The organism is Vibrio fortis (assembly GCF_024347475.1).
Taxonomy (GTDB): Bacteria; Pseudomonadota; Gammaproteobacteria; order Enterobacterales; family Vibrionaceae; genus Vibrio; species Vibrio fortis.
The window spans coordinates 58,145-71,302 of the sequence record NZ_AP025489.1 but is presented as its reverse complement, the minus strand read 5'-3'; the positions used below and the strand labels follow the sequence as shown (position 1 = coordinate 71,302).

Genomic DNA, 13,158 nt, shown 5'->3' with positions numbered 1-13,158 from the left:
TTTTAACGCTTTTAATAAGATGAACTCTTCTATCTTGAGTGTCATCAAATGGCAATTCAGCTTCTTAGTGGGTGGGTATTATGGCGCCAGATTTCAGGGCACCACTACTAACTAAGAGAGTATTTTATGTTCAAGAAAACACTGATTGCTGCTTCATTAGCTATGACCGCCACTTATTCATTCGCAGCGCCAGCACCTGTTCCAGCAACTGCACCAACGGCAGTTGAAGCGCCTCAAGTTGTTGTATTTAAGAATGTGAATGTTTTCAACGGAACTGAAAATAAACTGTATGACAACCACTCGGTTGTGGTAACAGGCAACAAAATTACTGCTATCACGAAGGGCAATGCAGATATCCCTACAGACGCGGAAGTGATTGATGGCGAAGGCCGAACGTTGATGCCAGCCCTTATCGATGCGCACATGCACTTAACCTTGCCTAAGGGTTTATTGGGTACCAATGATATGCGCTGGTCAGAAATCGCGATTCATGGTCAAGAGTTTGCTGAAATGTACCTAGACATGGGCTTCGGAACTATTCGTGATGTGGGTGGTGCTGATGGTGCTTGGACAGACATGGAACGTGATAGACGCTTGAAAGAAGTGCCGCGTATCTATGCTTCAGGTGCACCGGTTGCTCCAATCGGTTCTCATGCGGATGTTGGTTTGCAATCGCGCCGTCTAACAGATTCGCCCCAGAACCTTGAGCTACTAAATATCATGAGCAACGCAAACGGTGTTGATCAAATTAAAGCACAGGCAAGATATAACTACCGTCAAGGTGGTCAGTTTACTAAGGTATTCCAATCGGGTGGTGTATCGTCGAAATTTGACCCTTGGCAGTATAACTCATACCTAGATGAGGAAGTGCGTGCAGCGGTCGCTGTTGCAGAGTCGTACGGCAGTTATGTTGCAACTCACGTATATTCTGAAGAGGGCATGCATCAAGCGCTTGACCAAGGTATCAAATCGATTGAGCATGGCTTTATGTTTAAAGCGGATATGGCAGAGAAGTTCAACCAAGAAGGTGCATTCATCGCGACCAACTTAACGGCATTCTCACCAGATATTGCGACAATCCCAGTGGTACAAGACCCACTGATTCAGAAAAAACTTGCATCTGCACAAGCGGCATTTGGTACTTATCAAAAAGAGATGAAAGCAGCTGAAGATGCAGGTTTTGACCGTCGTGCCTTCAATGTGGACTGTGTAGGTACTGCTGATATCTGTGCTAAGCAGATTGCTCATGAGATTTGGTTGAACGCTGATATGTTCGGTAACTTCTCGGCACTACGTGCAATGACTTCGACTTCAGGCCGTATCTCAGCAGAGCTTATGCAGCCGTGGATCGACCCTTACTCAGACGCAAAACTGGGTGTTATCGAAGTCGGTGCTTACGCTGACATCGTATTGATTGACGGTAACCCATTGGAAGATATCACTCTGATTGGTGGTCGCGATACTTGGTTTGGTGAAGCGAACGATGCCAAAAAAGATGGTTCTCACTTAACAGAAATGGACCTAGTGATGAAAGACGGTAAGATCTTTAAGAATACGCTTTGAGCGTCTTACGCAACGGGTCTAAATTAGTCAAAGTCCGGCTTACTTAGCCGGACTCTTTGTTTTTGAACCGGATAACGAAGCGTATAAATAATTTGACCAAGTAACACAAATTGCTAACACTCATTAGGGTTTTCAACGATTAGAAGTACTTATGAGTAAAAAACAAGATAAGGACATCGCATTAGTTTCTCGTGAAAACGTTGAGTTTTTCGCCTCAATGTTTAAAGAAATCGATGGCAAAACTTATGCATTATTGCGTTCTGCGACGATCCCCAATGACATTCATACAGATGTTGAGTATGAGTATCTACCGGAGTCAAGCCTCAAGAACTTCTTAGAGGTGTTGTCCGAACACCTTTCTGACGATTCTTTAGGCTGGTTATTTCTTAGGAACTGTAAGGAAACCTATATACCTCGTTTCTTATCGTTGATATCAGAGCGAACCACAGTCAAAGATGCATTAGAACAGTTCTGTGTGATATTAAAACACGAGTCGACTGGCGCGAATGTGTACCTTGAACACGCTGGCAATACATGGTGGTTAGTGCGACAAAAATCCGGTTTGGACGAAACGTGGTTTAAATATGCAGAAATGTTTTCTGTGCTCTTTATGACGGAACTTCTGAGAGCGTTGAGCAATGACAAATGGAAACCGGCGAGAATCGGCATTCAGAGTCCCAATATTGAAGAGTTCCGTAAATTACCTTCATTGGAATTAGCCCAGTTCTTTATTGAACGACCGGTAACTGCCGTAGAGATCCCAGAAGCCATTCTGTTAGATCCAGTTCAAATATCAGCGCCAATTAAGGCCTTTACCCATCCACTTACTGCCGAAGAGTTAGAGTCGTTAAGTTTTACTGAGCAGTTTACGTTAGCAATTAAGCCATACCTTTCTATGGGTAAACTGCCGATAAAAATTGCTGCTGATATCTTAAGAATGAATGTAAGAACTCTGCAACGTAAGCTAAGCGCCGAGAATATTATTTATAAGCAGTTTGTAGAAAAGTTAGTTTTTGAACAGGCTTCAGAACACATTGTCAATTCTAAAGAGTCAATTACTGAAATAGCCAACCGTTATGGATATTCAGATGCGGCGCACTTCACACGTTCTTTTAAGCGCATTTTTGGGTGTTCACCGTCCAATTACCGACGAAAACACCGTTAAAAAACTTAAGTTTGGAATAGCTGATTTTTATGTCGCCAAATGGCAAGTCTCAATACTGGATAAAATAAAAAAACACAACTAACTTATTGATTGGGTCTAATTAATTGTTCAAATCTACTAATTGCTGATTAATTGATTGAACAATTTTCTGGATGGATATGGATTATCACAACATACAAAGGAACAAAGTATGGCGAAATCAATTAAGTTGGCTACGATAGCGGTGTCAGTCAGCACGGCTTTTTCTGTTTCGGCAGCATCAACACTTTTTACTAATGTAGATGTGTTTAACGGTACAGAAGACAAACTTTATGAAAACCACCATGTATTGGTTGAAAACAATCTTATTACCAAGATTTCAGCACAGCCAATCGAAGCAGGCGACGCGACGGTTATCGATGGAAATGGGAAAACGTTAACGCCAGGTTTTATAGAGAACCATGCACACCTCATGTTAATGGGGCCAAGTCTACCTAAGATGGAAGCCGATGTTACGTGGGAAGACTTTGCTATCCATGGTACTCAAATGGCAGAAATGTATCTGATGCAAGGATTCACTACGGTGCGTGATGCTGGCGGAGCGAATGGCGGGCTAAGAAGAGCTATCGATTCTGGCAATATTGCAGGCCCTCGTTTTTATCCATCGGGAGCGTTTATAAGCGCGCGCGGCGGACATGCTGATTTCGCAAATTATACTGCGCCTCCTGGGGTAGAAACCAACTTTAGTCGTCTCAATATGGCTCAAGAGGCGGACGATGTGGCTGACGTTAAGAAGTTTTCGCGCAACAACTTTCGAATGGGTGCAACTCAGTTGAAATACATGCAGTCTGGTGGGGTGGTTTCGGCATTCGACCCGTGGCAACTGCTATCTGGCTCACCGGAAGAGGTAGCAGCTGCAGTTCAAGTTGCTGATACTTATGGAAGTTACGTAATGGCTCACTCTTACCGAAAAGAAGCTATTATGAGTGCGCTAGATGCTGGGGTGATGTCAATTGAACATGGTTTTATGTTCGATTGTGAAATTGCCGACGAGATGAATGAGAAAGGTGCATTTATCACAACCAACTTAACGGCATTTGATCCAAATCTTTTCGACATTCCTGCGATTAAAAGTGTCCCTGCAAGTTTACGTAAAGCTCAGTCCGCTACAGAGGCTTTCAAGGACTACATCCCTAATATGAAGAAGTGTCCAGTTAAACGCGGTTTCCATACTGACTGCGTAGGTACGGTAGATGCTTGTAATATACAAATTGCCTATGAAAAGAAACTGAACTACGACTTTTTTGGTGCGTTTGAGTCATTAAAAGCAATGACGTCCGTTGGTGGTGAAATTGCAGAACTGACAGGTGATTTTACTAACCCTTACCCAGAGGCGAAACTCGGAGTGATTGAGGTGGGTGCATATGCAGATATCTTATTGTTGGATGGCAATCCACTTAAAGATTTCTCTGTTGTTGGAACAGGTGATAAGTGGTTTGGTGCCGATAAACGTCCTGAAAGCCCAGAATCAATTGTATTGATCATGAAGGATGGCGTGATCTACAAGAATATTCTGTAATTTAAGTCAACGAGTGGGGTGTTCAACGTTCAACGTTGTCACCCCTAATTTAGATGTACGCCGGAGAGTAAGTTTGTCACGTCTACTTTTAATTCTTCTCAGTTTAATATCTTCAACTAGCTCGGCCTATGAGGTTATCGAGTTAGATTGGAAGCAATTGAGACCACATGTACCTAGAACAGTCGAGCTGCCGATACTAGATTATAACCAGAGGGCTGCGGTACAAGAAGCTTACACCTTAATGAATGTTACTAACGAAAAAAATTCAGTTCGGATTTCGGAAATATATTCACAGTTCAAAGCACAAGGCATCGATCTCGAGCAGTTGTTTGAACTACGTACTGAATACATGCAACAAGAACAAAAAGCGGCTGAAACAACCACTTCTGATTATGATGAAAAGTATGTTCGTATTCCGGGGTATTTAGTGCCTCTAGAGTTTTCTAGCCCCTTAGTGGCTTCCGAATTTTTGTTAGTTCCAGTTGCTGGAGCATGTATCCATATGCCTCCTCCGCCTGCTAATCAGATTATTCGGGTTAGTTACCCAGAAGGTTTCAAGGTTGAAACGGTTCAGTACCCTGTTTGGGTTGAAGGGAAGTTCAACTCATCGCTTCATTCGGATGATGTGTATTTAGTTGATGGTGAAACCAATGTCACTATGGGTTACACAATGAAAGCGACGATAGTAGAGGATTACCTTTAGCTCATCTAGCGCTTCCAATAGATTGGACACTAAATCAAAAACATACGACAGTTCATAAAGTACAACTTGTTCCGAGTGTCGTTAAATGGCCATTTTTCAAAGTTTAGATCATTAAAATCATCGAAAGGAATCAGATGAATGAGAGTATCATTAATGAATACAAAACTATCCACGATTAGCCTTGCGGTTATTAGCTCAATGTTGGCAACTCCAATTATGGCAGCCAATTTCGATAGCCCAGATTCAGTAGAAAATACCATTGCTCAACAAAAAGAGCAGCAGCTAGATTGGCGTGAAAAACTCGCCGAGGATGGTTTTACATTTGGTGCCGATTATTTCGCTTTAGGGCTAACCTCAAACGATGGGGCTAATGGTGATAGCGTCGATGCCTCATCAGGCGTTGCTCGTTTATACGGATCGTGGAACCTACTAGGTAAGGACACTCAGAACTCAGGTAGTTTGGTATGGAAAATAGAGCATCGTCATTCATATAGCGATACTTCTCCTAAAGAATTTGGTTTTATTGGAACGGACCAAATCGGATATGTAGGAATGATTGGTCCTGCTTTTAGCGACCAAGGCTTTCGAGTCACAGACCTAAACTGGAAGCAAAAAATCAATGATGGTAAGGGTACGATTATTGTAGGCTGGCAAGATGTCACAAACTATGCTGATGTTTATGCTTTGGCTAGCCCGTGGTCTGGCTTTACTAATTTAGCGTTCTCAACAGGCTCAGGGGCGATGGGTCTTCCAGATGATGGTGTGTTAGCCTTGTCAGCGGGTCACATGCTTGGTGAGAACTTTTATGTGGTGGGTGGCATTGCCGATGCAAACGGTAAGTCAGATGATATCTTTGATGGATTCGATACTGCGTTTGGCAGCGATGCTTCCTATTTCACGACATTAGAACTGGGTTGGACAAAGTCACAAGAGCAGATTTATACGGATAACTTCCATGTTACTTTGTGGAACTTTGGCGACGATACTAGGCATAGTAACAGTGCTTCTGCTGAAGGAGGAAAAGGTATCAACTTCTCTTGGAGTCAGTTTATGACTTCACAAGTAATGCCATTTGTCCGTGGTGGGTTCTCTGAAGGTGATGTTGCTCTCTACGATAAATCACTTTCGGTTGGTTTGGGTTACTTTGGATTAGGCAAGGCGACAAATAACCTTGGCGTCGCGGTTAACTGGGCTGAAGTGAATGGTGAATCTTTTGAAGCCGGAGCCAAAGCCATTAGCGGTAACACCGAACAGTGGACTGCGGAGATCTACTACAACATGCAGTTTGGTGATCATCTGCAAATAACACCAGATATTCAATATATCAAAGACCCAGCGTTCTCTAGTGAGAGCAGTACATGGGTGTTCGGTGTGAGAGCACGAGTCTTTATCTAATATAAATACAGCGACAGGTTTCTATATTATTCGTTGTTAACTGGCATATTTAACTGTTCTTTAGCACAAACCACAATAATTCAAAGCTAGATAAAGCGCCATTTTAACTTCGATGATATTAGGACATTTTCGCTTTGTTATAACAGGCCGACTTCGTATTACGTACATTATGTTAAATCAAAGGCGTTATAAATAAGGCAGAGTTTTATCTAAATACCCTGCCTTACTTCAATCTTAGTCTTACTACGTGATATTGAAGTTATTTAACCAAAGTGCTTATTTACCATAAAATAGATAATAACCATAAATGTTGTTGTTCAGCGAATGCTGAGCATTCTTGAACAGCAACATTTTTACATTATCTATCCAAGCAAAACGTCGTGATTCTAAGCCTTATAGACTAACAATCTTTGAGCCCATGACATTCGCGACACCGCTAACTTTAACTCGTTGAACGCCATGTTCGTTTGATTCTACTGAAGCGAAGATCTGAGACAAGCTACCCATGGCTCGGCCTTGCTCAAAAACAAATGAACGTGAATGTTCGAGCGCCAAATACTTATCTAGATAACAAGCAAGAGCGCCACTTGCGCTTCCCGTCGCAGACTCTTCTGAGATACCAAACAAAGGTGCAAAGTTGCGACAACTTGCGGTTACTTCGGTGTCCTCGGATAACTCAAACACATGAGCGCCAACTAACTCGTACTCTTTAGAGAATTCAATCAACTTGGCTTCGTCTATGTTTAACTTGTCTTGATATCCTTTAGGCACTTGAATAATAAGGTCAGGTAAACCGGTCGATACCACCTGCGCTGGAAAGCTTATAGACTCCAATGCTTGTTCTTCGAGGCGAATTAAACCAGACATTTCGGAATTAGAAAAAATACGCCCAAACGTTGGTAAAGCCTGATCCATGGTGACCTCACCCAGAGCGTTGACCGATACAGGTAATACCCCTGATTTGGTTCTCTGGCGATATTGACCGTCGGCGATAAAACCTTTCTGATGTAATACAGAAAATGTAGCCAACGTCGCATGTCCACAAAAATCCACCTCGCCAGTGGTAGTAAAGAAAGAGACTTCAAAGTCCACTTCTACATCTCTACTTACAAACGCTGTCTCTGAGTAACCGATAATCTGAGCGATGTGTAGCTTATCCTCATCGTTGAGACGACCGCCATTCAAAACGACACCAGCCGGATTTCCCCCACCTCCGTCCTTTGTAAACGCGTTTACTAAAAATACCTCTATCTTATCCATCAGCCCTGAGTACCTTGTTTACCAATGATGAATAACTTACTGGCAAAGTAAACTAAGTGCAAATACGCCGTTTAATTACAAATTTGTGACAATTTTAAGTATGTTCTGATATAAATTCACCGCTCTGAATATCTCTCCCTCTTTCGCCACAGCTTTACAAATACCAGGATTTTAATTGTGCCTTTAGTTCGAATGACAAAATTGAAAATAGCAGTAGCCAGCACTGCTTTGATCGTGGCTAGTCTACTCGGTTGCCAAGCGTTCAGTTCCAATGCGTCTGAGACTGAAGAAACAAAGCTCATCATCCACTACCTTGACCAAGTATTAGATGCAACGCACCAATATGCCGTCGACAATGGTGGTTTGCCACCTATCACTTTAGATACTGACGCTAACTTTGGTTATTTGAATATCAACAACCTTATCGAGAACCCAGGATTATCCACGTGGCAAGGTCCATACCTACCCTTCGAAGATACTTGGATCGGGGGGGACCAGTACATTAGTCATCCTGACTATATCGCGACACAGATCTTGCTAAAAGAAAAAGACAGCTCATGGGTGAGAGGAAGCTCTGAAACGGGCTGCCAACCTTCATCTGAGGCATGTTCATTAGCGGCTTGTATCTGGTTAGTACCACTCGGAGCGGCTCAGGAAATCAACCACATGATTGATGGTGAGATGAATATGGCTGATTCAGATGCCGAAGGTACCATTCGATTTGAAAAAGCTATTGTGGGGAGCCTAGTGTGTAAAATTGGTGACGATTATCCTTTGCCAGAATGATTCACTTTGTCTTTGGATAGCTCAATTGGAATATAGAAATTTAGTTATAATGCATTATACTACTTACGACTCCCTGTTAGCTTTCAATGAAAGCGGTTAAAGAAAACTTGATCGTTCGCAGTTCAAAATGGGCACTTGAAAATACTCGCGCACCTAAAACCATTTCTTAAAGTAGAAGTAAGCTCCCAGTAGGCCCGTGCAGCCAATACAAATACCCACAACAAACCAAAAAGCGAGTTCATTTTCGATACCTGGCATTCCTCCGACATTAACTCCCATCAAGCCAGTGAAAAAGCCTAATGGAAGAAAAATGGCTGCCACAACGGTTAAAACAAAACTGCGATTATTAAGCTCTTCAGACACCCTACTCAGAAGCTCCTCCTTGACCATATTGGTGCGTTCTTTAATAGTATCGATGTCTTCCACATAACGGATCTGCCTATCCGCGATGCTACGTAACGCCATACGATCAATATCACTCAACCAATGTAATGGTTCGGTGGCGAGCTTGTTTAATGCTTCTCTTTGTGGAGCGATATATCGTCTAATACCAATGCACTGCTGCCTATTCTTGAGTAGTTTCGAACGTAATTGACTCGGCTCATCAACGAACAGCGCTTCTTCAATCTCTGATGCATTGTCTTCTAAGAAGTTAATCGTATCGTTCATCCTCGCGACCACTCGGTCAGTCCACTGAACTAGCAACTCTCCTGCAGATAAGGGACCCGAATGGTTTTCTAGACTCGCCAAAATATCTTGTGTTGAGGTTAGAACTCTCTTCCTCGTGCTAATCAATATTTTGCCATTAGTCCAAATTCTAACGGACACCATATCTTCGGGATTCGCTCCTTCGTTCAAATTCACTCCTCTTAAGATAAGAAGCAAATTATTTACCCGAGTAAGAACATGCGGACGATTGTCTGGATTGATCAAACCGTCAACAGCAATTTCATTCAAACCACTACAGTTTTGAATCCATTGTTGAGCTTCAGGTTCACTATAATCAAAATGCAACCATAGCCCCGATTGGTCACTTTCAAAGTCATTAACCTGCTCCCAATCGATTAAATCACCACCTCCGGCACCATCTAACACCATTGCATGTATAAGGCCCTTAGGAGCATTTTTTGCATAGCCAAATTGAGACATGTTTATCCTCGTTAAGAATGAAAATTCATCAGTTTTAGGCAGTTACAGAAGCACTAACAGATTCTTACTGTATACTAAACATAGTTAGTTTTTCTGCTATATACTCTCAAAAATGTAGCGACACCGTATTAGACTATTAATTCGACCAATGCACGTAATATTGGCTAGGAGGCCTCGTGTCAAAGAGCTTCAACCTTGAGGATGCAGGGCAGATTTTTGTTGGCGCCTTTGCTCTCGCCGTGCCAATTTCATTTTCTGAAGAGGCTTGGTTGTTGGGTGAAAGTTTGCCAACAACGAACCTCACTTTACTTTTTCTTCTGTCGTGTGTGTTTTTGTCAATTTATGCCTTTGAGAGCGTTTACCAAAGGAATATCAGCGGTAGAGTGACGGAGTTTATATCGCGTATCGCGATTGCTTACGTATTAACAATAATGGTCGTTGCTTTAGTTTTGCTGTGCATTGACAAGTTACCAGTGCTTGATTCTCCGTTGGTCGCGTTAAAGCGCGTCATTGTCATCGCTATGCCAGCATCAATGGGCGCTATTATTGTTGATGGATTTGATAAGGAATGAATATAGTCTAAACAACTTACTCTCACAGTCCGAAGCGAGATATTAATACCTTATCTTGCTTCAAGTACTCAAAAATTATAATAGTTTTATGAAACTCTTAATGTATTAACCAGCTTTTTGGGATGCGAAAAATGTAAACCTTGCAAACATACATGAGACTTTTTAGGCACGTATTTAGCCTGTAATTTTTCTTCTATGCCGCATACCACTAACGTAAAATTAACTTGCTCAGACAAGCGAAACATAAATCTCAAAAATTCATAGCTGACAGGGTTCTTCCCCATATTCATAGCAAAACTTCCGTCCAGCTTTACTACATCAAAAAGCCCTTTATTTAAAAGTTCATAGTTCGTATAGCCTGAGCCAAAATCATCTATCGCGAAGCGACAGCCCAAGCGTTTCAAACTTTGAAGGTTGTCTAGTACATGCTTCTGCAAAATCGCTTCACTATGTTCAACCAACTCAAAAATCAACTTTTTACGAACTTCTGGGCAACGTTTAGTTAAGCTGAAAATATCGTTATAAAATGAGGTCATCGCAAGGTCAGACATAGCAATGTTGATACTAAAATCCCCTTGCCCTTCATTATCTTTTTTCGCTAATTCAATGACTTTCCTAATAATCATAAGAGTCAAAGAGTAATGAATATGTGGGGTATCACTGAGCAACGACATATAGTTTTCTGGCTCAATATGTCCACGTTTACGCCATACCAGCAAAACTTCGCGAATACACTCTTTGTTATGATTCATACTATGTACAATAGGTTGATAAGCGAGCTCGAAGTTAGCCCCACCATCACGAATATCTCTTTGTAAGTCTTGAAGCATATGGCGTTTACGTAAATTCTTTTGATAATCCTTTTCACTGTGGATGTACAATCCATCCTGGTTCTGAATGGCACGTAAGATCCCATAGCTAATGCGTCTAAACAAACGATCTGGTTTAGCGATATCATAAGCACTGGAAAAGTGTAGCGTCGTTACCGAGTAGTCAAACGGCATTTTCTTACCATTAATAACCATTTGGTTCGGCAATGCAGCCCTCACTTTCTGTTGATGTTCGACCTGAAGCTTGTTGTTCAGGGGAGCATCAGATACAAAGATCATCACGATATATCGATCATCATAGAGTCCAATCAAGCTAGGCTTTAAGTCACCGCTTAATTGACTATGTAGCTTTTGCTTAATCTTCATCGACGTCTGTTGATCAAAATATTGATAGAAATCTCCGTTACGCCCTACGCAGATAACATGAGCGGTGTAGTACACTTCACCTTTTTTGGCCTCAAGGTTCGCCATTTTTTGTTGAATATAATTAATATTAGGAATGTTACTCTCTTCGCATATGAACCGAGCTTGTTCTAATTTATGTTTCTCGCGCTCTAATCGGTTCAGTGCGTAATTATGCTTCTTACTTTGGCGAGCATTGTAGAGAGTCGCGATGATGACAACACCAAGAATAATCGCTGTCACGCCGGTTGTAATTGGAGAAAGTGGGATGGTTTCAATATCCATACGTCATACTCAAGTAAGAAAACAAAAGCAGAACATACCGTTCCAAAGTACTAATATCAATGGACTGGCATGAAACCAAGCGTGTAAACAGTGGCTATCTCGATAAATAATAGAGCATTAACACCATTTATGTGTTAATGAAATCGATTACAAAAACAAATGAATCAAAATGGTTGTTGACCTTAGTATTGTTGACATAAATTTACGATTCCTCCCGGCCCTTACTTTGCATAAAAAAACACAAAAGTGAATATTTAGTCACCCAGGCTGTTGAAAATCTGCTAGTAACCGCTTATGGCGAGTCGTCATACGAAAAAAATAGTCATCTCATTAATAACTAAAATGAATATCTAACCAGTTACTCATACCGATAAATCCACGCCACAATAACCCCAACGTGTAAATTTATGTAAATAAAATAGAAAATGTGACCAACATCAACAGTTAAAATGCAGCAAGTTGACTATTGAATAGGACTAAAATTAAAACTAGCCAAAGGTTGGACTGACCACTTTTTGTGATACAGATCTAAATTATAAAATAATCACAATATCATTTATGAGACCAACACCTATAAGATAAAAATCCAACAAAAATATGGTGTTGTGTTTAGTTGAACCCATGCAAAAGTAGCCATCGATACTCCTTAATTTGATTTAGAATGAGCAACGATGAAAGCTGGAATACATTGTTTGTCTATGAGGTCTATTGCCTTGATAACAGCATGCTCCATCACATCAATATAGTACTCCAACAACACGAAATCCGATTTGGTTGTGATTGTTCACGGCTTAGCCAAAGGTGCACCAAGTGGGAACTCACTAGACAGATTGCTCTTCCGTCATCACCTTGAAACAGACGATGTATTAGAACGAGAAGGAAGGTTAGGCAGAGTTGTAATGATATGAACTCCTAATCAGGCAGAGAAGTTGCCGATCACTACAGTAAAAAGTTCTGGGCTAGATGGCTTGGAGAAGTTCCTAAATCTCTAACGACAGATGACACCGGAGTGGCGCAAAATCTTAATGTGCCGAACTATCCTATCGCTGTTGTTGCTGGTACCAAAACCTACCGTTGGACACATAAGTACTTCGATAAAACGAACGATGCTCTCGTCAACGTAGATTCAACAAAAATATCAACGATGGATACTTATTGGGAAGTAAATATCTCTCACCACCAACTAGGATCTGAGCCGAGTGTGATTCACCAAGTCGTTTACTGTCTGATAAATGGTGAATTCAAATCTAAAGATGCTATCGATATTAATCATTACTAATTTCGAATGTACCCGCAGACGAAAAACCAACCCAAAAAAGACTAAATTCAGAGAATATATCAACTGCTAATCGCTATAACATTGCACGCTAAAGTCTGCATGAGAAACGTAGAACCCTCCCTTTTTTGAATATTTATCTTTGGCATTTTCAGCAAAATTTGGTGAAGTTCTAAATACCTTTCAAAAAGCTAGCTTAAAGTAGAAAAATCAC

General features: G+C 41.3%; 11 protein-coding genes. 8 read left to right on the top strand and 3 right to left on the bottom strand.

Annotated elements, in window-relative coordinates:
* The first annotated feature begins 126 nt into the window (after positions 1 to 126).
* The 5 genes from OCV50_RS22185 (at position 127) to OCV50_RS22165 (ending at position 6,384) form a co-directional block, all read left to right on the top strand.
* Entirely contained in the window at positions 127 to 1,563 is a 1,437-nt protein-coding gene (locus tag OCV50_RS22185; RefSeq protein WP_261905411.1) for an amidohydrolase family protein, read from the top strand.
* Positions 1,564 to 1,714: 151 nt separating this feature from the next.
* Positions 1,715 to 2,728: a helix-turn-helix domain-containing protein gene (locus OCV50_RS22180; protein WP_261905410.1), complete on the top strand. Its 1,014-nt coding sequence runs from the start codon at positions 1,715 to 1,717 to the stop codon at positions 2,726 to 2,728.
* Between the two features lie 190 nt (positions 2,729 to 2,918).
* Positions 2,919 to 4,286 (top strand): metal-dependent hydrolase family protein, encoded by a 1,368-nt coding sequence (locus OCV50_RS22175; RefSeq protein WP_261905409.1) that lies wholly within the window; start codon positions 2,919 to 2,921, stop codon positions 4,284 to 4,286.
* Positions 4,287 to 4,443: 157 nt separating this feature from the next.
* On the top strand, positions 4,444 to 4,989 hold the full coding sequence (locus tag OCV50_RS22170) for a DUF3299 domain-containing protein (protein WP_261905408.1): 546 nt from the start codon (positions 4,444 to 4,446) through the stop codon (positions 4,987 to 4,989).
* 198 nt (positions 4,990 to 5,187) lie between these two features.
* The gene (locus OCV50_RS22165) at positions 5,188 to 6,384 is read left to right on the top strand and encodes a carbohydrate porin (protein WP_390905183.1); all 1,197 of its coding nucleotides are present in this window, start codon (positions 5,188 to 5,190) and stop codon (positions 6,382 to 6,384) included.
* A 393-nt stretch (positions 6,385 to 6,777) separates the two neighbouring features.
* Here the strand turns inward: OCV50_RS22165 and OCV50_RS22160 are convergent, their stop codons facing one another.
* A complete protein-coding gene (locus tag OCV50_RS22160; RefSeq protein ID WP_261905406.1) occupies positions 6,778 to 7,644 on the bottom strand; it encodes a PhzF family phenazine biosynthesis protein in 867 nt (288 codons plus the stop codon).
* Between the two features lie 192 nt (positions 7,645 to 7,836).
* Here OCV50_RS22160 and OCV50_RS22155 point away from each other — a divergent pair, with 192 nt between their 5' ends.
* Positions 7,837 to 8,430, top strand: coding sequence for a type II secretion system protein (locus OCV50_RS22155; protein WP_261905405.1), 594 nt, complete (start codon positions 7,837 to 7,839; stop codon positions 8,428 to 8,430).
* 153 nt (positions 8,431 to 8,583) lie between these two features.
* On the opposite strand, the gene OCV50_RS22150 is transcribed toward OCV50_RS22155, so the two are convergent.
* Entirely contained in the window at positions 8,584 to 9,579 is a 996-nt protein-coding gene (locus tag OCV50_RS22150; RefSeq protein ID WP_261905404.1) for a zinc transporter ZntB, read from the bottom strand.
* Positions 9,580 to 9,755: 176 nt separating this feature from the next.
* On the opposite strand from OCV50_RS22150, the gene OCV50_RS22145 reads away from it, so the two are divergent.
* Complete coding sequence (locus tag OCV50_RS22145) at positions 9,756 to 10,151, top strand: DUF2391 family protein (protein ID WP_261905403.1); 396 nt, start codon at positions 9,756 to 9,758, stop codon at positions 10,149 to 10,151.
* Between the two features lie 86 nt (positions 10,152 to 10,237).
* Here OCV50_RS22145 and OCV50_RS22140 read toward each other — a convergent pair whose 3' ends face one another.
* Entirely contained in the window at positions 10,238 to 11,668 is a 1,431-nt protein-coding gene (locus tag OCV50_RS22140; protein ID WP_261905402.1) for an EAL domain-containing protein, read from the bottom strand.
* Positions 11,669 to 12,677: 1,009 nt separating this feature from the next.
* On the opposite strand from OCV50_RS22140, the gene OCV50_RS22135 reads away from it, so the two are divergent.
* Positions 12,678 to 12,947, top strand: a complete 270-nt coding sequence (locus tag OCV50_RS22135) for a hypothetical protein (RefSeq protein WP_261905401.1) — start codon at positions 12,678 to 12,680, stop codon at positions 12,945 to 12,947.
* Positions 12,948 to 13,158: the final 211 nt, after the last annotated feature.